The following is a 26,683-nucleotide window of genomic DNA, read 5'->3' as shown; positions in this document are numbered from 1 at the left end:
TTCAGACGAAGCTGGTGAAAGGCTCGGCCCTTTGCCCAAATCTTCATGGGATTCTTGCAGGATGGCCGCGGAACTCATGCTTTATCTTGTCAATCCTGCCGCTGCAAGCGGCCACTTGACTGCGCCACAACTCATCAGACCCCCGGCCTCCTGGCGGCGAGCAACTCCTGATAGAGTTGATGATGATCCTGCACCATTTTTTCGGCGCTGAATTCATGCACGCGGCTGCGGCCCTGCCGGCCCAAGCGCGCAGCGGCTTCGCGATCGGTCAAAAGCCGCAACATGGCCGCTGCCAGCGCGTCACGATCGCCGGGCGGCACCAAGATACCGTTCTCCCCCTCCTGCACGACTTCCGCATTGCCATCCACCGCGGTGGCGATGATCGGCAATCCCGCTGCCATGGCCTGCGGCAAGACGCGCGGCAATCCTTCCCACAAAGAGGAAAGCACGAAGATATCAAAAGTCGTGAGCAACTCGGCCACGTCGCGGCGCAAACCGGTAAGATGAAAGCGCTGCTGCCGGCCGCCGTCTGCAATCATGCTTTCCACTTCGTGCCGCAACGGCCCGTCACCGACCATGACGAAATGCGCTTCCGGCTCGCGTTGCGCGACCGCCAGGGCAGCGGCGACAAAATCGGCTGGCGCCTTCTGCGCGGACAAACGCGTGACGGTGCCGATCACCGGCGCATGCAGAGGAATGTTGAGCCGCGCGCGCATCTCCGCCCGCTCCGCCCGCGGATGGAGAAATGCCTCCAGCTCGATGCCGCTGCGAATGGTGAGATATTGCTCCGGCCGACCGATGCGATCCGTGCGGCCCTTGTCGAGATTGCGCGGCGAAACCACGATCAAGCGCTGCGTGAGGCGGGCACAGCCGCGTTCCAGCCCAATGAACATGCGGCGAATCAGCGGCCGTTGATACGCATGATGGCCCCAGCCATGCACGGTGTGCACGATTACCGGAACGCCGGCCAAGCGCGCCGCCCATCGGCCGAGAATGCCGGCCTTGCTGCTGTTGGTGTGCACGATGTCATAGCTGCCCGCCTTGATAAAGCGCTGCAGTTTCCAGAATGCCTTCACGTCTTTGGCGGGATCGACCTCGCGCACGAGTTCCGGCAGAATCGTCAGCCGGATGCCACGGCGACGAAACTCCTCGATCAAGCTGCCTTCCGGGCCGGTTTGCGGCCCGCTGACCACTTCCACGTGATAGCCCTGCCGGTCGAGCATTTCCGCCAACAGCATCACGGTTTCCTGGGCGCCGCCGACGATGAGGCGGGTGATGAGGTACAAGAGCCGGGGCTGATGAGTGTCACGCATGGGCAACGGCCTGCAAAATCGCATCGAGACGTTGAGCACAATGTGCCGTGGAATATCGTTCTTCCACCAACCGGCGGCCGCGCTGCCCCATTTGCCGCCGCAGCTCGGCATCCGAGATGAGCGTGCGCAAGGCCTGCTGCCATTCCGCGGTGTTCTCCGCCCAAAAGCCATTCTCCCCGGGCGTGACCAGCTCGCGGTTCATCCCCACCGGCGAACACACCACCGGGATAGCCACGCTCATGTACTGCAGCGCCTTGAAGCCGCATTTGCCGCGCGTCCAGCGGTTGTCGGGCATGGGCATGATCCCGATATCGAAGCGCTGCAGATCCTCCACTTCCCGTTCCAAAACCCAGGGGAGATAATGAGCCGCGAGACCGTCGAACCGAAAATCGCCGGCGCCGATGATTTCAATGCGCAGGCGCGCGCCCATTTCCGCCAGCAGCGCCTGCAGTGCCGCTTCGACCAGCTTGAGATAAGGCGCGGTCGAATGGCTGCCGATCCAGCCGATCACCAACGGCCCGGCAGCCGGCAACGGCCGCGGCACAAGCAAGTTGACTTCCACCGGCGTCGGCAATTGAAAAATCCGCACACAATACTGCCGCGCATAGGCTGCGAGGTAGCCGTTGCCGGCGATCACCGCGTGTGCGCGCGCAATCAAACGCGGAATCTTGCGCGTCGATTTCAAAAAGGCAAACCAGCGGTTCGCCAAACTGACATGCGCCTCGAACACGGCGTCATCGAAATCATAGATCAGCCGGCGGCTGAGGCGCGCCACCAGCCATTCGACCCAGCCCGGACCCCACAGCGCCACTTCGCGATGCACCACACAAACGTCGCAACGCCGCAAGCGCGGCAACCACGCCAGGCAGCGCAGCATGCCGGCCAGCATGAGGAACACTTTGCGCACCAGCCTGCCGGGCTGATAAAGCACGCGATATCCCGTTTCACTCAAAAACGTGCAAACGGCAACCTGATGGCCGTTTGCTGCGAGATAAGGCAGGTATTGATAAATGCGAAACCGGCTGCTGCCGCCCGAGCGCGGATAGGGTGAAATGAAAAGGATTCTCATCAATAGCACCAATGCTGCAACAGGACGCGGCCGTGACTCAGAAACTGCTGGCGCCGGCTGCGCCAGTAGGTCGGGCGCGCGTGCAGTCTTGCAGTGGCCAGCAGCACAAGCAACGTGAGGAGCTTGCCGATCTCGCCCATCGTCACCAAGACTTTTGCCAACAGCGTGGCCGTGCGGCCGTGGTGCCGGCGGAAGTAGCGATACATGCTGCGATAGAATTCCGGAAAGTTGCTGGCCACCACCGGACTGGTGCTTTGGCCGCCCACGTGAAAGACGCGCGCCTCCGGCAGAAGAAAAATTTTCCAGCCGGCGTCGTGCAGGGCGCGGCACAATTCGACATCTTCGAAGTACATAAAATAGCCTTCGTCGAAGCCGGCGACGGCCGCGAAAGCTTCGCGCCGGACCGCCAGGCACGCGCCCATGGGTTGCTCCACTTCCCGCTGCTGCTGATGATCCCACCAGGTCATCAAGTAATGGCCGAAGCGCGGACTGCGCGGCCACAGGCGCGACAATCCCAGTTGGTCATAAAGCAGCGTGGTCAACGTTGGAAAGGCGCGCACTGAGCCGCGCTGCAATGAGCCGTCGGGATTGAGGACCCGCGGTGCGCAACCGCCGGCCGGCGCGTGCGAATCGAGGAAGCGCACCAGCGCCGAGGCGAGATCGGCGTCAACCCACGTGTCGGGATTCAAAAAAAGCAGATGCCGGCCCGTGGCTTGCGCGACAGCCCGATTGTTGGCGGCCGCAAAACCAACGTTCTCGGCATGGCGCAACAGCCGCACCGCCGGAAAAGAAGAGGCGACCAAATCCGCGGTGCCATCCGCCGAGGCATTGTCGAACACCACGACTTCCAGCGCCACACCAGTGCAATGCTGCTGCAGGGATTGCAGACACCGGGCAATATCAGCGCGCGAGTTGTAGGTGACGATGATGACGCTCAAATCGGGCTGCATGAATGCGATCAGAACCTCAGCGTGAATACGGTTTCAACGTGGGGAAACGAGCGGGCATTGATGGTGCCGCGATGCAGCCGCATGATCTGCCGCGACAGGCTCAGGCCAATGCCCGAGCCGCCTTTTTTGGTGGTGAAGAACGGAATGAAGATGTTCGCCAGCGCTTCGGCGATGATGCCCGGCCCGTTGTCTTTCACCTGGATGATGATCTTGCCGCGATCGTCGAGCAAGGCACTCAATTCGATGCGCGGGCTGGCGTGCTCCTGCAAGGCCTGCATGGCATTCAACAGCAGGTTGATCAGCACCTGCTCGATCAGCTCCGGATCCGCGGTGAGCATCAAACTGGCCGGCTCCACGCGCGTCTCGAAACGGATGCCGCTCTGCCGCACATTGGCGGACATCAACTGCTGCACCTGCGCAAACAGCGTCGCCACCGGGAACACCTGAAAATTGGGTTTGGGAATGCGCGTCAGGTTGCGATAGGAATCCACGAAGTGCAACAAGCCCGCGCTGCGGCGTTGAATGGTCTGCACCGCGCTGCGCACATCCTGCACCGTCTCGAGGCTGACCGGCGCCTCGCCCGCGGCCGGCGGCGGCAGTAAATCGTTGATCGAGGAGGCCAGCGAGGCGATGGGCGTCACGGAATTCATGATTTCATGGGTGAGCACGCGAATCAGGTTCTGCCAGGCCTCCATTTCTTTCTCTTCCAATTCGCTTTGAATATTCTGCAGGGAGACCAGGGTGAACAGCTCGTCGCGCAGCTTGAATTCCGTTGCTGACACTGCCACTTGCAGCAGGCCCTCGCGGTCTTCGATTTTGACCAGCGCCTTTTCGCCGGATTTGAGGCGGCGCAGCGTATTGACCAAGACCGGACTGAACGCTTCCAGGGCCGCGATGTTTTTCAAATGGGGCACGCGCAACAGCCGCTTGGCGGCATTGTTGATGAGATCGACGGCGCCGTTGCCCTTGAACGCCAGCAAGCCGATCGCGACGTGCTGCACCACGGTTTGCAGATAGCGAAAGTGTTCCTCCTTCTCCGCGCGGGCGCGGCGAAACTCGTCGGTCACCCGCATAAAAGCCGCTTTGAGATCATCGAAGGAGGAGCCCAGCCCGCCGCCGGTGAAGGTTTGCGAAAAGTCGGCGTGTTGAATCGATTGCAGGAAGCGCGTCAAATCCCGGTTGGTTTTTTCGACGTAGTGAATCAAGTCATACACTTGATACATCACCAGCGCGGCGGCGATCGCGATGGTGGCGTAGAGCGTCGTGCGGGTGGCCAGATAAGCCAGCAGGCCGATGGTCGCGCCGAGCAGCAGGACGCGCAGAATGCAGTGGAAACGAAAATGGCGATAGATCATGCGGAGAATGATGGCAACAGTGCAAAGCGGGGCGCGGCAGCGGTGTGCATGGTCATGCGGCGCTCACAAGCCGTATTTTTCCAGCCGGCGATACAGGGACGTGCGCGTCAGGCCCAGTTCCTTGGCGGCATGGCTGATATTGCCGCCGTGTTTGCTGATCGCGCGGCGAATCACGGTTTTCTCCACTTCTTCAAGATTGTAGTTCTCGAACACCAGGCCCTCCTCGCGGGCATCCGCCGAGGAAAGCAGAAAGTCTGTGGGTTGCAGCAGCCGGCCTTCACTCATGATCACCGCGCGCTCGATGGCGTGCTGCAACTCGCGCACGTTGCCGGGCCAGGGATATTTTTCCAGCTTTTTCACCGCGGCCGCGTGCACGCCGCTGACCGGCTTGTTATACTTGCGGGCGTAGAGTTCCATGAAGTACTCGATCAGCAGGGGAATGTCCTCGCGCCGCTCCCGCAGCGGCGGCAGCGCAAGCTCGACCGTGTTGATCCGGTAGAGCAGATCCTGGCGGAATCGCCGCTCCGCCACCATTTGGTGGATCGGCAGGTTGGTGGCACAAACCAGCCGGATGTCGAAGGGCCGGGCGATGTGCGAGCCCAGGCGGGTCACCTGGCGCTGCTGCAACACCGCCAGCAGCTTGGCCTGCAGCGGCAGGGAAAGATTGCCGATCTCATCGAGAAAAAGCGTGCCGCCATGCGCCACTTCAAAACGGCCGGCGCGCTCGTCTTTGGCGTCCGTGAAGGCGCCTTTCACGTGGCCGAAAAGCTCGCTTTCGAACAGCGATTCGCTGAGCGCGCCCATATCCACGCTCAGGAAGACTCTGTCGGCACGCAGCGAAGCGCGATGCAGCGCGCGCGCCACCAGCTCCTTGCCCGTGCCGTTTTCGCCGAGCAGCAGCACATTGGCATCGGTCTGCGCGACTTTTTGGATGCTGGCGAAGACTTCCTGCATGGCGCTGCAGCGGCCGACCATGTCGTGAAACTGATGATCGAGATCTGCGCTCAGTTGCTGCTGCTGCGCCCGCAAAGTCGCGATTTCGTTCTGGGACTGGCGCAGCTTCAGCGCGGCGGAAAGGGTTGCCAGCAGTTTTTCATTCTGCCAGGGCTTGAGCACGAAATCGGTGGCGCCCGCCTTGATCGCCTTCACCGCCATGCCCACGTCCCCGAACGCGGTGATCAAGATGACCACCGCCGCCGGATCGATGGCCAGGATGCGGTTCAGCCACTCGAAGCCCTCCACGCCGCTGCTGGCATCGCGCGTGAAATTCATGTCCAGCAGAATGAGATCATAGCCGGTGTTTTGCAAAAGCGCGGGCAGGTGCTCCGGCTGCCGCTCGGTGTGCACCAGCGCAAAATGCTGCTTGAGAAACAGGCGCGCCGCCATCAGCACGTCTTCGTCATCATCGACGACCAGGATTTTGCCGGGGTGTTGTGACATGTCGCAAGGATCGTTCGCGATTACACTGCCAAGCCGCGCAGAATCTAAATAACCGCGCGTGAAAGCGAAAGCGAAATTATCAAGATAGTTCAAATGGACTATTGCCGCTTTCGGCAAAAAATGTAAATTCCCGTTCACTGCCACATGCTTGCCGAGGACGCGACGGGGTTTCTGCCGAGGCGGACTCGGCGGTGTTCATCATTCACTGACTGCCTATGCCGATTACCGTTGCCATCGTCGAAGACAACCCCAACTTGCGTCTGGGTGCTTCCTACATTTTGCGCGCCTCACCGGATTGCAAGGTCGTGGGCGAGTATGAGAGTGCCGAAGACTTCCTGGATGAGCTGGAAGAAGTCAATCCCGATGTGGTATTGATGGATATCGGTCTGCCGGGTATGTCCGGTATCGCCGCCACGGCGCAAATCAAGAACCAGTCGGCGCGGGCACAGGTGATCATGCTCTCGGTCTTCGACGACGATGAGAATGTGTTTCAGGCGATTTGCGCCGGCGCCTGCGGCTACATCACCAAGCCGGTGATGCCGGAGCAATTGCTGGAAGCCGTCGAGCAAGCGCATCAGGGCGCCTCGCCAATGTCGCCGAACATCGCGCGCAAGGTGCTGGAGCTTTTCAAGAAGCACATGCCGCCGCCGCAGGTCGACTACAATCTCTCCGAACGTGAGCTGGAGGTGCTCGATCTGCTCACGCAGGGCGCGGACCACAAGCAAATTGCCGAGAAACTCTTCCTCAGTCCCTTCACCGTGCGCGCGCATTTGCGCAAAATTTACGACAAGCTGCACGTGCACTCCAAGTCGCAAGCGGTTGCCAAAGCGCTCAAAGAGCGTCTCCTGCCGCGCAAGTAAGCCTCTCCCCTGCCCAAATCTCTTTCACCACAACGCCGCCCAACCCAGAGTCAACCAAGAAGACCGAGAACTATTCTTGGAACGTGTTCTCATTCTTCTCTCTGCCTTCTTTGCTCTTTTTGATTTGCTTCCCTACCCGCTGCGGCCGGGTGCCGCGTTGTGCCTTCTGCCTGCCGGCGAGAACGGCTTTCGCGCGCGGCTTCAGCTTGCGCAAGCCCGCTTCGCGCTGCAAGGCCTGACTGCGGGAGCCGCAGGCCTCGGCGTAAACCAGCGCAACCGGCCGCCGGCCGGAGGTGTAGCGCGCCGCTTTCCCGGCTTGATGTTGCGCCAGCCGGCGCTCGAGATTGTTGGTCATGCCGGTGTAAAACGTGCCATCCGCGCAGCGCAGCAAATAAACGAAGTAGTTGTCACGCGCGGCCGCCATGCGGCTTTCACCTCGGCGAATAGAAATTCGGATCGCTCATCTTGATTTCTTCAACGGGCCCGAACTGCGCGGCGATCTTGCGCAGCTTCCTGGCCGGGCCGGCAAGCACGAAGGCAAACGCCTCACGCGGAAAATATTCCCGCGTGATGCGCTCGAGGTCTCCGACCGTCAGCGCAGCAAGTTGATCGAAGTAGGTGTTGACCATCTCCCACCCGACACCGTAGAATTCGAGATCACAGGCCAACCCCGCCAGTTGTTCGAGCGTCTCCAGGCTCGAGGGATACTGCCCGCGCAGGTAATTCTTGGTGGCTTGCAGCGCGGCTTCATCAAGCTGGTGATCCTGAAGACGGCGCATTTGCGCGAGGCAGATTTCAATGGCGTGGCCCGCGGAACGCACGGCGGTGTCCGAGGCAACGATCAAGGCGCCCGGCAGCAAGTGGCGCGAGCTGAAGGCGGTGGCGCTGTAGGTCAGCCCGCCTTGAATGCGCAGCGCGGTATTGAGCCAGGAGGTGAAGCGGCCACCGAGCATCGTTTCCAGCACATCCAGGCCGGCATAGTCCGGGCAATTGTAGGCCGCACCGACATTCCCCAGGCAAAAATAGGCTTGCTGCTCATCGGGCTTGTCGACCAACAACACGCGCGAGTGCGACAGTTTCTCGGCCGGCGCCAGCCTCGGTGCCGGCGCGCCGCACGGCTGCCAATCGGCAAAAAGTTCGTGAATCTGCGCCAGCACCGCACTGGTGGTGAAATCACCTGCGAGAGCCAGAATCACTTGTTCCGGGCCATAGTGGCGCTGATGAAAATCCACCACCTCCGCCACTGCCAGGTTGGCCAAGCTCGTTTCCGTGCCCAGTTCGGAGCGGGCGTAAGGATGCCCGGCAAACAAAAAGGAATTGAAGTACTGCTCCATCACATTCGCGGGATTGTCCCTGGCCTGGCGCCAGCCGGCAATCGCCTGTTCGATCTTTTTGTCGAATTCCTCTTTGGGAAAAGTGGGCGAGCGCATCGCCTCCGCCAGCAGCGTGAGGCCCAGTTGCCAATCCTCGCGCATCACTTCCATCGAAATCAAGCCGCAATCAATCGCCTGATCCGTGCTGTAGCGGCCGCCGACGAAATCCAGGGCTTCCGCGAATTGACGGGCGCTATGCTGCAGCGTGCCCTTGCGCAGCAGAGACAGCGTGATGCCGGCCAACCCTTCCTTGGCGGGCGGGTCGACCGTCGCGCCGATTTTCAACAGAACCTCGAGGGCGAGCAACGGCAGACGATGATCTTCCCACAGCAATACGGTCATGCCGTTGGGCAGGGTGTGTTTGACAAACTCAGGAAAGCGGAGACTAGCGTTCTTCAAGTGCTTCTTGTGGCTCCGGATGAAGGGTCACCATCGTGCCCTGATTGGGGTTCAGCCAGGCGTTCGCCGCAGCTTGCAGGTCTGCTGCCGTGAGGGCAGCGTAATGCTCGAGCGCGTCGAACAGTTGGCGGTAGTCATCGAAATAAACGGCGAAAGCACCGAGCGTGTCGGCTTTGCTGGCCAGCGTGGTGAGGCTGCGCACAAAAGCGGCGCGGCAAATGTTTTGCGCTTTGCGCAACTCCGCGGCGGACACCGGTTCGTCGCGCAAGCGCTGGAGTTCCTGCGCCAGCACCTCTTCACACTCCGCGGCTGTGTGGCCGGGGTTGCACTGCGCCGTGAGAATGAACAAGCCGGGATCGAGCGAGGGGCCGTAGTCGCTTCGCACCCAGGTCGCAAGGCGCTCGCCATCCACCAACCGGCGGTAGAGCCGCGAGCTTTGTCCGGCAACCAGGATGATCTCGAGCAAGTGCAGCGCGAAATGGTCGGGGTGGCGGCTCGCCGGCGTGCGATAGCCGCACGTGAAGGCCGGCAAATGCGCGGGCAGGCGCACGTCCGCGCGGCGCGGTGCTGTTTGCGGCGGTTCAACCGGCAGCGCGCGGACGGGCACCGGCCGGCTCGCCAGCCCGCCGAAATAGTGCTCGCACATGCGCAGCGTCTCATCACCGTCGAGATCTCCGGTCAGAACCATGACGGCGTTGTTCGGCGTGTAGTAGCAGCGATAGAATTCTCTCAGATCAGCCAACCGCCAGCGTTGAATATCTTGCGGCCAGCCGATCACCGGCCAGCGATAGGGATGGACTTCAAACGCAGTGGCCCACAGCTTCTCATTCATCAATTCGAAATTGTCGCTTTCCACGGTCGAGCGCCGTTCCGCGGCAATGACTTTGCGCTCTGCGACAAAGGAATTCCTCTCGAGCAGCAGGCCGGCCATGCGGTCGGCCTCCAAATCGAAAACCGTGGAGAGGGCGGTGGCCGGAAAGCTGTTTTGGTAAACGGTGATGTTCTGGTTGGTGAAGGCGTTGTTGGCGCCGCCGTTCGCCTCCATGATTTCATCGAATTGGTTGGGGCCGTAGTTCTTGCCGCCGTTGAACATCAAATGCTCGATGAAATGCGCCAGGCCGGTCGCGCCCGGGCTTTCGTTGCGCGATCCCACCCGCCAGAAGGTGTGCAGGGCGACTTGCGGCAGGGCATGGTCTTCGTGCAGAATGATTTGCAGGCCATTGCTGAGACGATACTGGTGCACGCTCGCCGCCAACGCCTCGATTTGTTCACGCATAAATGCAGTTTTTCCGCTTGCTGGTGACTTTCTGTTGGCGGGGAATATACGGCAATTTTTGCAATTTGCCAATCATCGTGACAGCCGCGGCAAATTGCTTTCGGGTTTTCGCCGCTGTGCCAGCTTGTCGCTATATAACTGTGCTTTCATCGAACCGATCATCTCGGACACTCATCAACCCTTTAGGAGCGTAACCCATGCGGAAAATGACCGCACTCTCCCAGCCTTTGGCCCTCGGCCTGCTGGCGCTATTTCTCCACGCGTGTGAAAAACCCCAACAAGAGGCCAACGCGGCAGGCGCACCGGACAGTCTGCAAATCGCCAGTCCGGCCCCGGCCGCGGCGGCAGTGGCTGCCGATTCCACCGGCCAACTCAGCCGGGCGCAGATCGAAGAAATCGCCCGCGAAGAGATGCCCGGGGCGCTGATCATCGCCGAGGAAATCGATCACGAAGACAGTCTACTGGTCTATGAAGTCGACGTGAAGAATGAAAAGGGCATTTTCGAATTGGTGATCAATGCTGCCACCGGCGAAGTGCTCGAAGTCGAAGAAAAGACCGCGGACTATGAGGCCGAGGGCAAGGCGTTGCCCGCTGAAATTCCGGATCTTGCCGCGCGCGATGCCGCCGAACAAGCCGCGCTCGCCAGCATCCCCGGCGAAGTGGTAAAATGGAAAGTTCGCGACAAGGGCCAGGGCACCTACTACAGCTTCACCATTCGCGGCGCCGACGGCGGCACGCAGAAAGTGAAAGTGGCGGCAGGCACCAACGAAGTCCAGAAATCCGATGACTGAGGCGCAGCGCGCCGGTTGAATTTTCCTGTTGGTTTTGGCCAAAAATTGCGTTACCTAGCAGCGCTTCAGTTCTGCCATGGAACGACAATCTCGATCAGGGAGTGGTTATGAAGTACGGAACCAGGATCATCTTCTGGCTGCTCATGTTCGCCCTCGGTTGCGGCCAAAGCCAGCAGGAAAAACAACAGAGTCAGCCGCCGGCCGCCGGCAGCTCTGCGCCCAGCGGCACCGCACAGGATGCCAGCCGCGAGTATGGCCAGTCTGTCATGGAAACACCCTCCGCTCGCGGTCAAGCCTCCCACGTTGAACCGGTTGCCTTCGCCGACTTGCAGAAACTTCTGCCGGCAAGCCTGGCCAACTTCAACCGCGAAGAGGCCACCGGCGAAACCACTGCAGTGTTCGGCCTCAAAGTCTCGACTGCCGAGGCGCGCTATAGCGATGAAGAAGGCCGCAGCGTGACCATCAAACTCACCGATCTCGGGTCACTGCAAGGCCTGGCGAGCATGGCGACTTACGCATGGGCAACCGCCGACGTCGACCGCCAAACCGAGAGCGGCTACGAGCGCACGCTCACGCTGCACGGGTATCGCGGTTATGAGCAATTCGACCGCGACGATCAAAGCTGCACGCTGAATGTGCTGGTGGGCAACCGCTTCATTGTGGAACTGACCGGCTATCAGGTCAGCGTGGAGGAAACCAAGGCGGCGTTGCAACAAATCGAGCTGGCGCAGCTCGAAGCCATGAAACGGCACGGTGCGCACTAAAGCCTGGAGAGAGTTTCCGCCAAAGCATTCCAAGCCTGCGCCGGCAAGCTTTTCTTTTTCCGGCCGCGTTGTTTCAGAATTCGCCGGCCTGATGAAATTCAAAATAGCGCTGCAACACCCGGCCGGCGAGCGGCGCGGCGTCTTGCGCACCTTGCGCCTCCTGCAGGAAAACCACCACCGCAACCTCGGGCTTGTCCGCCGGCGCAAAACCCATGAACCAGCCATTGGTTTTTGCGCCAAAGTACTCCGCCGCAGTTCCCGTCTTGCCCGCGATTTGCACTTCCTCCCGCCGCGCCCCGGCACCGGTGCCGTAAGCCACACTCTGCCGCATTCCCTCTCTGACGAGACTCAATTCCCGGCCAAACTGAATGGTCTGCACCAATTCGGGCTTGAACTGCTGCAAGGCTGCGGCCGAGGCAGGATAAAACGGCCGATAGACCGCGCCCTCGTTGGCAAACATCGCGACCAATTGCAGCATCTGCAGCGGCGTCACCGCCAGCGCGCGGCTGTGTCCCACCGCGAAGCGCACACCTTCTGCCGGCGAAACCCACTCCGGCAACTGCCCGGCGGCTTCCTCTGGCAGATTGATGCCCGTGCGCCCGGCCAGCCGGAGTTTGCGTGCGGTTTCAGTGAGCGCGCCAGCGGGCAACTTCTGCGCGGCGCGGTAGAAGTAAATGTTGCAGGAATTCGCCAGCGCCTGCAGCAGGTTTTGCTGGCCGTGTCCGCTGCGCAGCCAGCATTGATAGTCCTCCCCGCCGAGTTTGATTTGCCCTTCGCACAGGAGCTGCTCTTCCGGATCGAGCAGGCCGTGCTGCAACAAGGACAGGGCGGTCACGACCTTGAAGGTCGAGCCTGGGCGCGTGGCGTTTTGCACGCCCAGCTTTTCGTTGATCAAAGCCAGCAGCAAACCCGTGCGCGGCTGCATCACCAGAATCGTTCCCGCGCGCTCTCCCAACAGCTCGCTGCAGGCCTGGCGAAACACGGCCAAACGGGCAAAGCGCTCGGGCTGCTGCTGGCAGGACATGCTCGCCAGCCAGCCGGCGATGAAACAGGCCAGCAACGGCAGCGAGAGTCGCACTCGCCGGCGATCTGCCGGCAGTAAGTCGAATCTTCCCTGCTTCATCTCAGTCGCATGGATGCCAGGCCTCATTCAACAATTCGCACACGCGCTTCGCTGCTGTTGCCCTGGTATTCCGGATAATACATTAAGCTGGCAAGGGCCGGCATGACATGATACGTGCCCGGAATTTGCGCGCGCACCAGGTAGGTGAATTCATGCACGCCCGCCGCCAGCCGGGTCGCGAAGAACGCTACTTTTTCATCACGGGTTTCACGCGCGGCATGCTGCGGCCGCCAGCCCTCCGCCGCACGCCCGGCGTAGTTGCGTTCGCCGGGAATCACATAGCCCGATTCATCCTTGATCACTTCAACGCCGGCGGGCAGAGGATCTTCGAGCATGAAGTATTCGAAATCCGAGGCCGAAGTCACTCTGAGCTTCACCAGCATTTCTTCGCCGGAGCGCAACGTGCCGCTGAATCCGGTTTTGGCATAAACCAGCCGCGCGCCGGACGCTTCACGATTGAGCAGATAGAATTCGCGCTCCACGCCAAAACCGGTGGTGCTGCGCCGCAAGTTCTCGCCGGCTTGATAGTAGGTCGTGCGGAAGGTACTGAAGAACTTGCCCACGCCGGTTTTCTCGATGCGAACGCGGTTGGGGCCCAGGCGCAACTGGCTGGCCGGCAGGCGAATGGCCTGCTCCTGGCCGTTGGCCTCGGCTTTGGTCATGCGCTGGTCGAACACGAGCTGATCATTGACATGAATACGCACGCGATAGTCCGGTTCCAGCTCGCGGCTCTTTTCGAGATAATCGACCAGGGCAAAGATGATCATCGCCGTGTCTTTCGTCGACCGCCAAGCCTCGCCGCGCTTTTGCAGCAACAAGTAGCGAATGCCCTGATTGATGCGCGGGCTGCCCGCTTTCACCTGCACCAGCGATTTGATCGCAAACGCCGTGGTCTCGAGGTTGTCGTCCTGCCAATTGTAGTGCCAGCTCTTGCCGCCCCAGGAGCAGAGATTGCCGGCGGTGACGCCGTTTGCTTCCAGTTGAGCGGCGAGCGTGTTGGCGATTTCGGTTTTGTTCTGGCTATGTGAAACCAGTGCCAGCAGCGCGCGGGTGTAGTCGTTGCTCCTGGCCCGCTGCAATTCTGCAAATCGCGCCTCGAACAGATTGTCGACTTTCACGCCGGCCTGCCGCGCGGTTTGCAGTGCGTAGAGCATATAGGCTTGCGTGGTGGCGTCCAGCAATGCGAACGCGCCGCGGCCGCGCGCCTCTCCGAGTCCGGTAACCTCGCGATCGACCAGCCGCGCTTGTTCGAGCTGCCGCGCCAGGCAATCGGCCCCGCGCTGCAGCCGGTCGGCGGCAATCGCGTGTCCGGCTTGCTTCGCGAGGGACAAACCATAAACCACGTAAGCCGTCATGTAGGGATGGGTTTCATCATCCTGCCACCAGCCCCAGCCGCCATCGCCGTGCTGAAAGCCGTAAAGCGCCTGCAGACCCTTGTCCATCATTTTGGGCAATTCGTTCAGCAGTTCCATGCGCAAATCGAGCTTCAGCTTCTTCGCCGTGTAGGCGACAATCGCGGTGGGCAAAAACCGGCTCATGGTCTGCTCGACGCAGCCGTAGGGATAGCCCGCCAACTCCTCCAATGCGGACAAAAGCGAAGAGGCCAGCGAGGGCGAAACGGAAAGCACCAACTCGGCAGTGGCGGGATCTGCGCTCGCCGGAATCGTGATGGTTTGATCGCGCACGGCCTGGTTTTCTTCAATATCGACGACCATCGCTTCCGAAGTCTTGAGGCCGTGCGGCAACACCGGCACTTCGAGCTGCATGGCGTCGGAAACTTCGTCGGTGAGCGCTTTGGCCGTCAAGGTGGCCAGGCCGACTTCGCTGGTCTGCACCGTCCAATCCACGCGCTTCTCGCCGTTCTCCGGCACCGCGATCAACTTCTCGCCCACCGGCGTGATGCCCACGCCCTTGCCCGCCAAACTGACTTTGGCCTGCTTCGCCTCGTTGAGATAGTTGTGCACGATGGTCGAAATCGTGACCTGATCACCGGCGATGAAAAAGCGCGGAGTCTCCATGCGCACGATCAGATCCATGCGCACGAGATTCTTGAAGGTCTGTTCGCCCACCTCGGTCTTCGCGGAGATGGCGCGCACGGTCGTGCGCCAGGTGGTGAGATTGTCGGGGAAGCGGACTTTCAATTTGGCGACACCGCTGGCATCGGTGCGCACCTGTGCCTGCCAAAACATGGTGTCGCGGAAATCCTTGCGCACGCGCGCTTCCTTGAACTTGTCGGCTTTGACTTCGGCAAAGCCGGTGCGCGCGAACGGCTCAGTCTTGCGCGCAGCCATGGCGCCGCCCAATCCGCGCGCCCAGCCATAGAAGCGAAAATAAACGGACGAGCCGGTCGCTACGCGATTGTAGCGCTTGCTGTAGAACACCTTCTTGATCGCGCGCGTCAAATCCGGCGCCAGCGCATAGATGCTTTCATCCACCATCGCCACCGACAGTTCAGTGGCCACGCCCTTGCCTTCCCGGTTGGTCACCTTGATGGTCAGCTCGCCCTCTTCCTGCGGCCGAAAAACGTCTTCGTTCATACTGAGGTCGAGGTTGAGAAATTTTTCTTCGGGAATGACGATGAGGTTCTTGCTTTCCGAGTACAGCTCATCGTTCGCCAGAATCGCCACGGCCACCGAAAAATTCGGCTGGTGCTGCTCGCCGATTTCAAAATCGATCACCTGCGAGCTGCCGGTGAGCGCCACCACGCGCTGCGCCAGCAGTTCTGCGCCCTCCGCGGTCACCAGCGCCGTGACATTTTTCACCGGCGCAATCACCAACACATGCGCCGTCTCACCTGCGCGATAGCTGTCTTTGTCGGGAATGATCTCCAGACCTTTGGCCTCATAGCCGGCATAGCCGCCGCGGCCGCTCACCCAGCAGTATTCTTCCATGGTAATCTTGTTGCCGCGGCTGTCGATGGCCTGCATGGTGAGATAATAGTATCCCTCCTTCGGCGCTTTGAACCGCATTTGCCCCTGGCCCTGGGCATCGGTGCTGACTTCCTGCGCCGCGATCCGGTTCTGCGTTTGCCAACCGCGACCGGACACCCAGTTTTGACTGAACACTTCCGTTTTGACTTTGGCCGGCACCGGCTGGTTTTTGAAATCCTGCGTGCGAATAGTCACCGTGACTTCCTCGCCGGGCGCATAGACGTACTTGTCGGTGTACGCGGAAATCATGAACAAGCCGCGCGTCACTTCCACCTGCCGGGAGCCGATGATCTGCCGGCGGCTGGCATCCACCACTCGCGCTTCGATGCGATAGTAGAAATCTTGATCGCCCTTGGGCGTTGGATAGCTCAGCGTGAAGCTGCCGTTCTCATCGAGATAGCCGGTGTTGCTTTCGAGCAATTCCGCACGATAGCTGTAGCCACCGCCGTCGTCATATTCATCCTCATAGTACCAGGCATACTCGCTGCCATACCACCACGGCCGCCAGAACCGGCCGCGGAAGATGTAGTAATCCACCTGCGCGTTTGCCACCGGACTGCCGAAGTAATAATCCGCTTGAATCGTTGCCGTGATTAGCTCACCGTTGGCATATTGATCTTTGTCGGTAGCGACTACGACTTTGAACTCAGGCTTCTTGTATTCCTCCACTTTGAAAGAAGCGTAGTGCGTGATGCCATCCGGAATCGTCGTGCGCAATTGATAACTGCCCAACGGCGGTTCTTCCGCCAGCGCCAGCTCGCCGCTGGTCGTGCCGTTCTCGTTGGTTTGCAAAGTCTGCCGGTGAATTTCGTTGCCGCGCGCGTCGGTGATCGTGATTTCGACCGGCCGGTTGGCATAAACTTGATAACCGGCTTCGTTCAATTGCCGGACGATGCTCTTGAAATAGACGGTCTGGCCGGGACGGTAGATAGGACGATCAGTGTAGGCATGCACGACGTATTGCCCACGGCTGCCGGCGAAGTAGTAATAGAGATCCGAGAGCACGAACTCATTACCTTTGCGCCCGAGAATCAACATCGCATTGCCGCCCTCTTCCTCATCGCTGCCGGAGGGCGGGCGGGGAAAAGTTGCGAGGCCGTTCTTGTCCGTGATTTGCCGCGCCTGCAGTTGTTTCTCCTGGATCATTTGCAGCTCGACCTCGGGCGCGGGCGTGCCGGTCATTTTGTTGCAGACAAAAACCGTCGTCCCGTGCGGCGAGGTTTTGGTGATCATGCCCAGCGGCGAAATGACCACGGCGGTATGCGCCATCAGCCGGTCGTTGAATGCTTCAATGAGGTAGGCGCCCGGCTCAGTCACCTCGACCTCGAGGTCGCGATAAATGTACTCTTCCGCGCTGCCGAATTCGGTGATCTCCCAAGTCTTGACCAGCGGGTAATTCTTGAGCGGAGAGAGCAGCCGGCTGGCGCGCGTGGCCACGGAAAACGCGGGCAGGCCGAGCGTATTCTTGACGTCGATGCGCGTCTGCGGCGTCATGTTGTCGCGGAAAACCTGGCGCTGGTCGCGCTGCAGGCGGTTGCGCGAGGCGCGCAAAATGTCGATGGCATTGGCCTCGCGCACGTTGAGCAACTGCTGCGGACTGTGCGGGTCAGCCTGGCGCTGGAAAAAAGCCACCGGGTCTGCGATTTTGTAGGCGCGCAAGAAGATCGAGCCTCTGATGTTTTCCGCCGAGAGATTGACCACCACCTTCTCCCCCGGCGAATAGATCTTCGGCGTTTCCAGGCTGAAGTACTGCGCTTGCGCCCGGAGCGCGAGACTCAACAGCACGATCGCCAGACACTTCGCTTTCATGATGACACCTCGGATAATTCCCGCCTGAATCGTTTGCGGCACGCCGCCGGCTGCGCCGCTCTTATGCCTCATTCCAAAATCTTCCAGCGATAGAATCCCAAAAAGTAGGGGTTTTCCGGCACCGGGTGCCAGCGCTCCTCCGGATGCTGCCGCAGATCCGCCAGGCGCACCAGCTTCAAAGCGCCGGGATGATCGTCACGCGGGCCGGTGTGATAGATCACCCCGTCGTCCCAGCTCGGCGGCCGTTGCCACGCGCCCGCAAAGATCATCGAGTGCTGTGGCATGTGCACGTCGCCGGGATTGAGATAAAACAGCAAATCGCCGGGCAGCAGTTGCTCGAGCGTTCTGCCGAGAAAAACCGTGTTGTAGCTGCGCAATTTGCCGGCGGTCGCGGTCACGGCAAAAGTCGTATCCTGCAAATCCGCGGGCCTGAAGGAACCGGGCCCGGTGCGGAAGATTCGCGTTGCCAGCAACGGCACGTTCGGATATTGAAACCGGCGCACGTCCGCAATCGCAGCCTCGTGCAGAAAGGGCTTGCGCCGCAGCCAATTGGTGTCGTGCCGCTTCAGCGCTTCACGATAAGCGAAGCGCAGCAAACCGGCGCAATCGTGATCGTCCTGCCGCCAAGCCGGGTCTTCCTTGTAAAGTTGCGATTCCGCGAGCGTCACGAACCAGCGGCGAAAGCTCAGGCGATCCTGCTCGTCCGGCAATTCGGCGGCATCCGGGAAGCCGTCGGCATCCCGGTCGCTCATCGCATCGTTTCCCGCGGCCTGCGAGATTTCGGCCGGTGCCAAAGCAACGCCGGGTGGTGGACTGGCGGGCGGCTCAGAACAGGAGAGCAGAAAAATGACGGCTGCCCAAAGCGCCGGGAAGTTGCGCCGGCAGAGCGATGCTTTCAAACTGACTTTCATGAGATCAAGCCGCGAACCTTCACTTCATGCTCCACACCAACTCACCATTGCCTTCCGCGCTGAACTTGCCGGCCCCCTCCGGCGCGCTGGCTTTGAGCAAATCAAACAACGGATCGATGCGGCTCTGCAAATCAGCCTGGTCGAAAAGATGCGTCCGGCGGTCATAGGCCGCGAGATAGTCGCGATAGCTCTGGCAGAAGGCCGCGGCATTGAAATACGCCACCGCATGCTCTGCCGCCTGCAGCCGCTGCCGCGCCGCGGCAAAGCCCGAATTCTGCACCATCGCCGCCGCGCGGTTCTGGCTGGCGTCGATCGCGGCGCGTAAGGTGGGCCGGTCAAACGCGAGCAACAGATAATCGCCGCTGATCGCAAAGTTGGGTTCGAAGCTCGTCGGACTCTTGATGTAGTGCAGCCGCACGCCCTGATACTCTTCCGTGTGCAGCTCGTCTTGGGGAGAATAGAAATAGACCAGCAGCTTTTTCACGTAGGCTTCCATGCCCTGCGCCTGCCGCAGCCGCACGCCGGCAAGCTGCCGCCAGAAGTAGCGCGGACCGCTGGTATCGATGCCGGCAAAGAAGTACAGCATTTGCGGATCGAGCTTGCTGATGAGATCGCGGCCCAGGTTGAGATTGCTGCGCGTCTCGAAGCCGCGAATCGCGCCGCGCTCCGCCCGCATGGTGGTCACGTAGTGCCAAAATTTCTCCGGCGGGATGGCGCTGGTGGCGTAGCAGAAAATCGCATCCGCGGGAATGAAGCGCAGCGTTTCTTCCGCGAGCGCGGGCGTTGGCAGCGCGGGCGCCGCAGCGGAAACGGAATCCAGCGGACTCACCGGCGCGGCACCGGTGATTTGTTCCAAGGCCCGGGCAACAATCTCCGCCAGCGAGCCGGCGCTGCGTTCGCCGGGGACAAGATCGAAGTATTTTTCCGGATCGAGAAAAGCCAGCAGGCACGAGGCGTCGCCGATCTGCGGCATCGCGACTTGAAGAGCAGGTTGAAACGCCAGGCTGCTTTCTTCCCCATCGAGAAACGAGGCAATGGCCCGCACCAGCAGTTCCTGGTCAGTGGCAACCACGAGAAAGCCATCGACCAGCGCGTAGCGAAACAGCGGGCCGCGGCGCAGCGAGGCAACGTTGAACAGTGTTTGCTGGCGATAGGTTTGCTTGCTCACGCTCAAATCGCGGCTCTCGAACGTGCCGAGCGCGGCGAGCACGCGCGTCACGGTCTGGGCTTTGAGATTGGCGGGCGTGACCAGCAGCCAGCGGTTGTCATTGCCCGCCGGATAAGAGGCCAGGCAAACTTCCTCACCCAAAGGATCGATGAAGTAGTTGAATTTGCCGCCGAGCATGCCGAGTTGTTGATCGAGCTGCTCGCCGAGCTGGAACACGTGCGTGAACGGTTCGGCGGCTTTGAAATCCTGCCAGGCTTGCAAAGCCGTGAGCTGCTGCACGAAGCTGGAGTTTTGCAGTTTTTCCCATTGCTGTTTGAAATGGGGAAAAAACAGGCAGAGATCAAAGCCGGCCGGCACGAAGCGCGCCAGCTTTTCGCGTTCACCGGCGGCCGCGGGTTGAGGCGGCGCAGCCTTCGCATGCGAGGTCAACTGAAAAGTGAACTCGGTGCCGCTGCCTGCGCCGGCAGATTGCACACGGCCGTGCGCCACCAGCAGGCCGGTCTCGCGGAGCGGAACATATTCGGTTTGCTGCCGCGCCTGCAAATCAGACCACAACCGGCGCAGCGGCTCGGCCGCCGCGGCCGGCTGCACCGTCACCAGCGCCAGCACCGCCTCCTCCACCACCCAGGCACTTTCATCCTGCAGCTTGGCGATGAGTTTTTGATCGCGCGCCGGATTGGAAGTCTGCACCTCACCGAGACGGCGAACTGCCAGCAGGCGGTTGGTGGTCTCGGGGTCATCCGCCAATTGCAGCAACACGGCGAGCTGCGGCGCCGGCGCCAGCGAATCGTACGCCGCGCCGGTGGCGCGGCGCACGGCCTCGAGAAACTTTTCCTCGTCCGCTTTGGGTTTTTGCAGTTCGCGCAGCACCATCGGCGGCGCCATCACTTCCTGCGCTTCCGGGCCGGCGGCGGTAACGGCCTCGCCCGGCTTGCTGCGCAAGAAATACCAGCCACCAGCCAGGACGAGCACCGCCAGCACCGCCGCTGCCAACCAGTAAACCTGCTGCTTCTTCATGGGCAAACTCGCATTTGTCGAATATAAACTCGGACACGCTTCTGGAGACCACTTGTCTCCTCGTCTCCTTGTCCCCTTGCCTCCTCGCCTCACCGGCCGTCTACCGCTCCCCCAACGCCGGATACTTTTTGATTTCCGTTCCCGGGAAATAGTGCCGCAAAATCTTGCGATAGGAATGCCCCTGCCGCGCCATGCCAAGGGCGCCGTACTGGCACAATCCCACGCCGTGCCCCAAGCCCCGGCCGGTGAACACATAATTCTTTTGTTCGAGTTGCAGATCGAACGCGGTGCTCTTCACGGCATTCCATCCTCGCACCCGGCAGACCACCGCACGAAATTCTTCCCCGCGCACGAGATGAAGCGACTGTCCCATCAGCGCCAGCTCGCGCACACGGCCGTCTGCGCCGCGCTTGCTGACCCCGATCGCTTGAATGGCATCGCCCAGCTCCTCCCGCCACAGTTGCAGCAAGCTGTCGGCGCCGATCTGCCAGCGCCAGCGAAAGTGCGGGGAGACGGTGCAATAACCGGCTTGGCGCGAGGAATCAGCGACACTCGCGAGGTAGACATGATCATCAACGCCTGACCACACGCCGTGATCATCCGCGGTGCGGCCGCCGCAGGTGGAGCTGTAGAAGACTTCGATGGGCTTGTTTTGGTAAGTCAGAATCTCGTTGCAGGTGCTGGTCACCGCCAGCCTCATGCTCGAATCCACGCCCGCGCTGCCGGCATAGCGCTGGCAGTGCGTCAAATCACAAAGCTGATAGCCGGCAGCGGCATGGCGTTGCCGGTTCTTCACCAAATAGGTGCGCGCGGCAATCGCCTGCGCTTGCAACGCGGCGAGCGGCGCGGCCGGCAGCTCGGCAGCCAGCACACCGGCAAGATAGTCTGCAATCGGCGCAAGATTGATCACGCCCAATTCATTGCCGGCGAGATAGATCTTGAAAGTGCCGGCATACGGCCGCGCCGGGACCGGGCGCTTGCCGCCGGCCGGCCTGACCGCGACTGAAATGGTGCCCGCAGTAGCGGCCACCGTCACCGTATCGCTCGCACTCAGCGTGCGGGAGAAATCTTCATGCTGAACGTGCATTGTGCGGCCCTGCCGCACTATGCGAACCGGCCGGCGCGTGTGCACCACGACTTCGCGTCCGAATTGAACCTCGAACCAGCAACCTGCGGCCATGCGGAGCGGCTCGGCGGGACCAGGCATGGCCGCTGCCGCGGGAGCCACAATCATGTCGCGCAACGGCTGCCGGGCGAGCAGAATCGCCGCACGGGGAGATTCGGTCAACTCCAGCTCGAGCGCTTGCGGAGCAAGAATCTCGAAGAGGCGAACGCTGAGCGTATGATTCTGTGCGAAGAGAGTATTGCCACCGAGCCAGCCGGTGAGTATGAAAGCCGTGAGGTTGGTCAATCGCATGCTGGGCGGAATGGGTTGGAAAAACAACAGCCGGCCATGAACTCAACAAACGGCGCCAATATAATATCGCGGCCGCAGGTATGCAAACGGAATATCAGATTGATGGGATCGCCCGAGTCACGGGAGTAAACGCAGCGCCGTCGCCTCGCCTGCAGCAGGCTTGATAGCCACGCTCCCTCCATTTGCTGGAGTATCACGATTGCTGAACCGGCACGAAGCCGGCATGCAGGCAAGAGAAATGGCAGGTGAGATGATCAGATGGCCTTCACCGAAGCCACACGTCACTCGTGGCGATAGCCGGCTGCCTGTGCCGGTCAAGAAAGAATTCTGCAACACCTCCCCTGTTACCTCCTCAAGTAAATTCTGTGAATCAGGCAGAGCCTGTCGGGGCGCGCTGCGCTGCCGCTTGCAATCGGACCGAAACGCCGGGGTAAACTGTCTGGAGATTTTGTTTGACAATCTTTTGTGACATTTGTATATTCGCCGCACTCTTTGGGGTAGTCTCCATCATGACCCGGGTAGCTCTGCGCGAGAGCAGGGAGACTCCCTCTCCTACCACACTGGCTGCATAACATCTCCTCGGAGGAGAACGCATTCCCCACTGATCTGCTGCTTCCGGCCGCCTGCTGTAAGCAAAAGGCTCCGGGAGAAAATCGCGAAGGCAAGCAAGCCGGCAGATCCAGAATTTCACCAGTTCGTTGATCGTTGCAACAACCGCTGCTTCCGGAGGGCGTTTTTCAAGCTCCTTCGGCAAGAACCATTTTTACAGGAGAAATGGCGGGCCGGCAACATTCCTGCGGCAGGAAGAGTTGCCCGGCTCGTGGAGTACCATTTTGATGGGCACATACGTGAGGACAACTCTTGAGGCGACTTGGTGAATTTCTTCTGAGCCTGATGGCTCTTCCCTTTCTCTTGCCGTGGCATCTGGCCGAAAAACTGTTCGAGTACCTGGTCCAGCCCCTGATCTTCAAGCATTATCGCGTCGGCCTGGATGACCGCAAGCGCAGGAACCTCCGTCTCGTCATTGTCGGCGCAGGCACGCTCGTGCTTGCCTATCTCGCGTGGACTTTCTATGAAGTCCGCCAGCTCTTTCCCTCGTATGCCGCATTCTTTGCCAAGGGCCATATCTATTTCGTGACCATGGCCAACGATCTCATTCGCCTCACGCAAGCGCTGCTCTGGCCGGTGAATGTGACCCTCACCTTCGTGCAGGGCAGCCGGGTCGCTTTCTGGCATCTGTTGCTGGCGCTCTACTTGTGCTTTCTGCCCGCGCTGTTCTTGTTCAATTTGCTGCTGCGCATCGTCACCACCACCCGCTCGCTGGGCCAGGCCGTGACCCTGCGCAACCAGGCGGTGCGCGACGTGGACCTCGTGCGCTTTGCCGAAAAGGCCGGCCCCGATGAGATCTTTGTTGGACTCGATATGAACCGCAACCACGCGCCGTTCTATCTCAAACGCCAGTGGCTCAAGGGTCACGCCCAAATCATCGGCGCCGCCGGCAGCGGCAAAACCGAGAGCATCATCCAGCCTATTTGGTTTCAGGAGGTGCGGCGCAACGTCGCCACCTTCGTCATCGACGGCAAAGGCTCACGCCGCAATCTCGACCGCTTCTACACCATCGCCACCTCGCTGGCACAGGGGCATGAAGTAATCTATTTCAATCCCGGCGACCCTGACCGCTCCGCGACCTACAATCCCGTGCTCACCGGCAGCGCCGGCGAAATCCGCCAGAAGATCATCGCCAGCCTGAATTGGGCCGAGGCCGCCGGCGGCGCAAAGGAACGCACGTCGTTCTATCTCGATTTGATCATTCGCGCCATCAAAGAAACCGGACGGTTCATCAGCCTGGAAGAGATTTATCAGTACCTCACTTCGAAGACACATCTGCACAACGAACTGCGCAAGATTCGCAACCGTTCGGCCTATGAGGGCCTGTTCGAGGTGATGGAGAACTACTCCCGCTTTCAAACCGAAACCGAGTTTCTCGCCACCACGCTGCGCGAGATTTGCCAGTCGGATTATGCCTGGCTGCTGGACACCGACGAGCCGGAGATCGACATTGCCGGCATCTATCTCCGCCGCAAGGATTGCTACTTCACGCTGCCGATGCACAGCGGCGCGCCGGCCATGCACTTTCTCGGCCAGCTCATTCTGCAGGACATGGCCACCAGCTTCGCGCGCGTCACCTTGAATCCCATGAGTGATGCCGGCGCGGGCAATGAAGGCTTGCTGATCATCGACGAACTGGCGCATTTCGTCAATCCCGGCTTCATCGAGCTGCTGCGCGTGTGCCGCAATGCGCAGGTGAGCGTGTGTTACACCAACCAGTCGTTCGCGGAGCTGTCCAACCCGGCGCTGCACTTGAGTCCTGCGTTTGTCGAGGAATTGGCGGATCACACCAACGCCACGTTTTGCTTTCACCTCGGCAGCACGGAGAGCATTCGCGCCATCCTGCAGCGCATCGGCCAGGGCAGCGGCAAGAGTGAAGCCGCGCCTGCGCCGCCCCCGGCCAGAGGCAAGCCCGGCGCCGGCAGCGCGCCCTCCGCCGCGAGTGCCGGCGGCATTGCGATCAACGAAGAGCTGCTCAAACACCTCGAAGTTGGCCGCTGCCTGGCGTTCATCCGCCAGCCGCGCGTGCTGGCGATATTGAAGACGGGCTATTTCAAATTTGAAAAACCGCTGAGTTTTGAGGGGAGGAAGAGTGAGAAGCAGGTTGTTGCGCCTTCAGGCGCGGCGGGGTGATTTTGCTTCGAAACTTATGCCGAAAGGCCAATGATGAATCACTCAGCTTTCTCGATCATCTTTGCAAGTGCCGAGATTCTGTTTGTTCCTTTATGCACGCTTTGCTCCAGGAACAATGCCATGAAATGGCTCACACCCCTTCTCATCGCAGCGCTCTGTTCTTTCTCGAATGCCCAGTGGTCCGCCAATCCTGATTCCAATTCCTGGATCCCCAAAGGCGGCTATGAACAAGTCCCGCTTGCCGATACGGATGGTGAAGGCGGCGTCATCGTCGCATGGGACGAAAATTTTGGCTACGGCGGCATCTGGGCGAACCGGGTGGACAAGCATGGCTACTATCGCTGGGGCTTGAATGGTGTGCGCGTCTCACCGCCGGGCGGATTACGCAATGTGACCAATGTGATTAGCGATGGCCGCAGCGGCGCGCTGATCGTTTGGGACGATTACTCCAAATCCGACCCGAGTGCGCAGAGGCCGGAGAACGAGATTTATGTGCAGCGCATAGACAGCACGGGTAGAATCTTGTGGAATGCCTCGGGCGTGCTCATTCGCGCGCGAATTCCCCAGTCGCAATGCGGAGACTATTGGATCGTCACGTCGGACCATAACACCTTCATCATCTCCTGGAATGATGACCGGCGCACGCTGGCGCCCGATCCTTACGATTTCTACGCCCAGCGTATCGATCTTGACGGCAAGCTTTACTGGCAGGCGAATGGCAAGCGTTTGAATGAAGAAACGAACGTTACAACCGGCACGCGGCGAGTTATCGAGGATAGTGAAAATGGCTTCCTAATGGTTTGGTTTAACCCTGCAGGTCAACAAGATGTTATTGTAGATCGGTTTTCCAGAACAGGAGAAATGGTTTGGTCACAGGGTCATGTCCATGCGAATACTGGAGGAGCTTTTGAAGCTGTGACAGATGGCCAAGGTGGAGTTATTGTTGTTGGTGCTTATTTCCCAGGCGGTGGTTTCGTATCGCAGGGCCGCATTCAGCGCATTGATCGTAATGGGTGTTTGTGCTGGTCGGATTCGGCCGTCGTCTTCGTTCGTAATAGAAAGCAATATCTTTCCCATCGGATCGTGCCCACACTTCATTCTGGTGCAACTGTCACATGGAGTGATTGTCAAAGCTTGGACTCCGAGCGACATTTTCTGGCATTTGACAGTACGGGAAAGATCCTTTGGCAGAGAGATGACTTTCGATTCTGTCTTCAAACCCAAAACCATCCAATCGCCGTTCCGGATGGTTTAGGCAACATGATCTTACTCATAAACGATTATCAGAGGAGCAGCCAAAACCATCAAGGCTATCAAGTCGCTCTCAAGATCGATGCTGCCGGCAATGCGACTTGGAGCAAAGAAGGGGTTTTGTTTCGCCATCGAACCTTTGATGACTGGCCTTTCGAGTTGGTTGGAGTGGCGGATGGACAAGGCGGCGTCATCGTGGTCTGGGAAGACGGGCATCCTGGTACCTTTTCCGATATTGCTTTACAACAAATCAATGCTGCCGGTCAATTGGGCCAGGTCTTGACCTCGGTCAAAGAGCATAAATCCTCAAGCGTGATAAGGGACTTTATTGTCAAACAGAATTACCCGAATCCCTTCAATCCGGTCACGCAAATCGTGATTGAAACGAAACAGCCCGTCGAAATAAGCTGTCGCATATTCGACGTGAGCGGCAAGGAGGTTATAACTTTGCTGGATAAAAAGCGTTGTCTTGGAAAAGAGATGATCAAATGGCAAGGGCAAGATCGTTTGGGTAATCGAGTGAGCAGTGGAATTTATTTTTATGAAGTGGCATCTGGACGCCAAGGTGTCGCTCATAGGATGCTTCTTGTTATTGAGTTTTGCATAAATAATAGGAATATCAGATCTCCCATGGAAGATCTGACGCTCTGATGCACGCCCTAAGAAGTCTTTGTGATTGGAATAGTCTTTTGTTTGAGTTGGTAAGTAACTGTTCCAACTCCGCT

The 26,683-nt window shown here is 59.9% G+C and carries 18 protein-coding genes; 5 read left to right on the top strand and 13 right to left on the bottom strand.

Features of this window, described 5'->3' with window-relative positions; all coding sequences use genetic code 11:
- Window positions 1-134: 134 nt before the first annotated feature.
- The 5 genes from L6R21_14175 to L6R21_14155 all read right to left on the bottom strand — a co-directional run bounded on the left by L6R21_14175 (window position 135) and on the right by L6R21_14155 (window position 6,127).
- Entirely contained in the window at window positions 135-1,313 is a 1,179-nt protein-coding gene (locus L6R21_14175) for a glycosyltransferase family 4 protein (GenBank protein ID MCK6560338.1), read from the bottom strand.
- The gene (locus L6R21_14170) at window positions 1,306-2,382 is read right to left on the bottom strand and encodes a glycosyltransferase family 4 protein (GenBank protein ID MCK6560337.1); all 1,077 of its coding nucleotides are present in this window, start codon (window positions 2,380-2,382) and stop codon (window positions 1,306-1,308) included. The genes L6R21_14175 and L6R21_14170 overlap by 8 nt, the downstream gene beginning before the upstream one ends.
- Complete coding sequence (locus L6R21_14165) at window positions 2,382-3,332, bottom strand: glycosyltransferase family 2 protein (GenBank protein ID MCK6560336.1); 951 nt, start codon at window positions 3,330-3,332, stop codon at window positions 2,382-2,384. Before L6R21_14165 ends, L6R21_14170 begins: the two co-directional genes overlap by 1 nt.
- A gap of 8 nt (window positions 3,333-3,340) precedes the next feature.
- Window positions 3,341-4,687, bottom strand: a complete 1,347-nt coding sequence (locus L6R21_14160; GenBank protein ID MCK6560335.1) for an ATP-binding protein — start codon at window positions 4,685-4,687, stop codon at window positions 3,341-3,343.
- A 63-nt stretch (window positions 4,688-4,750) separates the two neighbouring features.
- A complete protein-coding gene (locus L6R21_14155; GenBank protein MCK6560334.1) occupies window positions 4,751-6,127 on the bottom strand; it encodes a sigma-54 dependent transcriptional regulator in 1,377 nt (458 codons plus the stop codon).
- Between the two features lie 215 nt (window positions 6,128-6,342).
- Here L6R21_14155 and L6R21_14150 point away from each other — a divergent pair, with 215 nt between their 5' ends.
- A complete protein-coding gene (locus L6R21_14150; GenBank protein ID MCK6560333.1) occupies window positions 6,343-6,987 on the top strand; it encodes a response regulator transcription factor in 645 nt (214 codons plus the stop codon).
- Between the two features lie 70 nt (window positions 6,988-7,057).
- On the opposite strand, the gene L6R21_14145 is transcribed toward L6R21_14150, so the two are convergent.
- The 3 genes from L6R21_14145 to L6R21_14135 are packed head-to-tail and all read right to left on the bottom strand — an operon-like array spanning window position 7,058 to window position 10,035.
- Window positions 7,058-7,411, bottom strand: a complete 354-nt coding sequence (locus L6R21_14145; GenBank protein MCK6560332.1) for a GIY-YIG nuclease family protein — start codon at window positions 7,409-7,411, stop codon at window positions 7,058-7,060.
- Between the two features lie 7 nt (window positions 7,412-7,418).
- On the bottom strand, window positions 7,419-8,759 hold the full coding sequence (locus tag L6R21_14140; protein ID MCK6560331.1) for an insulinase family protein: 1,341 nt from the start codon (window positions 8,757-8,759) through the stop codon (window positions 7,419-7,421).
- Window positions 8,746-10,035 carry an insulinase family protein gene (locus L6R21_14135; protein ID MCK6560330.1) on the bottom strand — a complete coding sequence of 430 codons (1,290 nt, stop codon included), beginning with the start codon at window positions 10,033-10,035 and terminating at the stop codon, window positions 8,746-8,748. Before L6R21_14135 ends, L6R21_14140 begins: the two co-directional genes overlap by 14 nt.
- Before the next feature lie 197 nt (window positions 10,036-10,232).
- On the opposite strand from L6R21_14135, the gene L6R21_14130 reads away from it, so the two are divergent.
- A complete protein-coding gene (locus tag L6R21_14130) occupies window positions 10,233-10,826 on the top strand; it encodes a PepSY domain-containing protein (GenBank protein ID MCK6560329.1) in 594 nt (197 codons plus the stop codon).
- Between the two features lie 107 nt (window positions 10,827-10,933).
- Window positions 10,934-11,590, top strand: a complete 657-nt coding sequence (locus L6R21_14125; protein MCK6560328.1) for a hypothetical protein — start codon at window positions 10,934-10,936, stop codon at window positions 11,588-11,590.
- Window positions 11,591-11,663: 73 nt separating this feature from the next.
- Here L6R21_14125 and L6R21_14120 read toward each other — a convergent pair whose 3' ends face one another.
- The 5 genes from L6R21_14120 to L6R21_14100 all read right to left on the bottom strand — a co-directional run bounded on the left by L6R21_14120 (window position 11,664) and on the right by L6R21_14100 (window position 21,965).
- On the bottom strand, window positions 11,664-12,713 hold the full coding sequence (locus L6R21_14120) for a hypothetical protein (protein ID MCK6560327.1): 1,050 nt from the start codon (window positions 12,711-12,713) through the stop codon (window positions 11,664-11,666).
- Between the two features lie 23 nt (window positions 12,714-12,736).
- Entirely contained in the window at window positions 12,737-17,524 is a 4,788-nt protein-coding gene (locus tag L6R21_14115) for an MG2 domain-containing protein (GenBank protein ID MCK6560326.1), read from the bottom strand.
- Window positions 17,521-18,351: a DUF1175 domain-containing protein gene (locus tag L6R21_14110; GenBank protein MCK6560325.1), complete on the bottom strand. Its 831-nt coding sequence runs from the start codon at window positions 18,349-18,351 to the stop codon at window positions 17,521-17,523. Before L6R21_14110 ends, L6R21_14115 begins: the two co-directional genes overlap by 4 nt.
- 31 nt (window positions 18,352-18,382) lie before the next feature.
- Window positions 18,383-20,548, bottom strand: coding sequence for a DUF3352 domain-containing protein (locus L6R21_14105; GenBank protein ID MCK6560324.1), 2,166 nt, complete (start codon window positions 20,546-20,548; stop codon window positions 18,383-18,385).
- Window positions 20,549-20,648: 100 nt separating this feature from the next.
- Window positions 20,649-21,965, bottom strand: a complete 1,317-nt coding sequence (locus L6R21_14100) for a SpoIID/LytB domain-containing protein (protein ID MCK6560323.1) — start codon at window positions 21,963-21,965, stop codon at window positions 20,649-20,651.
- A gap of 861 nt (window positions 21,966-22,826) precedes the next feature.
- Between L6R21_14100 and L6R21_14095 the strand changes: the two genes are divergently transcribed.
- Both L6R21_14095 and L6R21_14090 read left to right on the top strand, forming a co-directional pair.
- On the top strand, window positions 22,827-24,707 hold the full coding sequence (locus L6R21_14095; GenBank protein ID MCK6560322.1) for a type IV secretory system conjugative DNA transfer family protein: 1,881 nt from the start codon (window positions 22,827-22,829) through the stop codon (window positions 24,705-24,707).
- Window positions 24,708-24,827: 120 nt separating this feature from the next.
- Window positions 24,828-26,609, top strand: a complete 1,782-nt coding sequence (locus L6R21_14090) for a T9SS type A sorting domain-containing protein (protein ID MCK6560321.1) — start codon at window positions 24,828-24,830, stop codon at window positions 26,607-26,609.
- Window positions 26,610-26,683 lie beyond the last annotated feature (74 nt).

This window comes from bacterium (assembly GCA_023150945.1).
Classification (GTDB): domain Bacteria; phylum Zhuqueibacterota; class Zhuqueibacteria; order Zhuqueibacterales; family Zhuqueibacteraceae; genus Coneutiohabitans.
This window is presented reverse-complemented; position numbering and strand designations above follow the sequence as displayed.

Coding starts and splice junctions, on each gene's coding strand:
- L6R21_14135 (MCK6560330.1), bottom strand. CDS start 10,035: ATGCGTGAACAAATCGAGGCGTTGGCGGCGAGCGTGCACCAGTATCGT.
- L6R21_14125 (MCK6560328.1), top strand. CDS start 10,934: ATGAAGTACGGAACCAGGATCATCTTCTGGCTGCTCATGTTCGCCCTC.
- L6R21_14170 (MCK6560337.1), bottom strand. CDS start 2,382: ATGAGAATCCTTTTCATTTCACCCTATCCGCGCTCGGGCGGCAGCAGC.
- L6R21_14145 (MCK6560332.1), bottom strand. CDS start 7,411: ATGGCGGCCGCGCGTGACAACTACTTCGTTTATTTGCTGCGCTGCGCG.
- L6R21_14165 (MCK6560336.1), bottom strand. CDS start 3,332: ATGCAGCCCGATTTGAGCGTCATCATCGTCACCTACAACTCGCGCGCT.
- L6R21_14175 (MCK6560338.1), bottom strand. CDS start 1,313: ATGCGTGACACTCATCAGCCCCGGCTCTTGTACCTCATCACCCGCCTC.
- L6R21_14090 (MCK6560321.1), top strand. CDS start 24,828: ATGAAATGGCTCACACCCCTTCTCATCGCAGCGCTCTGTTCTTTCTCG.
- L6R21_14160 (MCK6560335.1), bottom strand. CDS start 4,687: ATGATCTATCGCCATTTTCGTTTCCACTGCATTCTGCGCGTCCTGCTG.
- L6R21_14130 (MCK6560329.1), top strand. CDS start 10,233: ATGCGGAAAATGACCGCACTCTCCCAGCCTTTGGCCCTCGGCCTGCTG.
- L6R21_14115 (MCK6560326.1), bottom strand. CDS start 17,524: ATGAGGCATAAGAGCGGCGCAGCCGGCGGCGTGCCGCAAACGATTCAG.
- L6R21_14150 (MCK6560333.1), top strand. CDS start 6,343: ATGCCGATTACCGTTGCCATCGTCGAAGACAACCCCAACTTGCGTCTG.
- L6R21_14155 (MCK6560334.1), bottom strand. CDS start 6,127: ATGTCACAACACCCCGGCAAAATCCTGGTCGTCGATGATGACGAAGAC.
- L6R21_14100 (MCK6560323.1), bottom strand. CDS start 21,965: ATGCGATTGACCAACCTCACGGCTTTCATACTCACCGGCTGGCTCGGT.
- L6R21_14105 (MCK6560324.1), bottom strand. CDS start 20,548: ATGAAGAAGCAGCAGGTTTACTGGTTGGCAGCGGCGGTGCTGGCGGTG.
- L6R21_14120 (MCK6560327.1), bottom strand. CDS start 12,713: ATGAAGCAGGGAAGATTCGACTTACTGCCGGCAGATCGCCGGCGAGTG.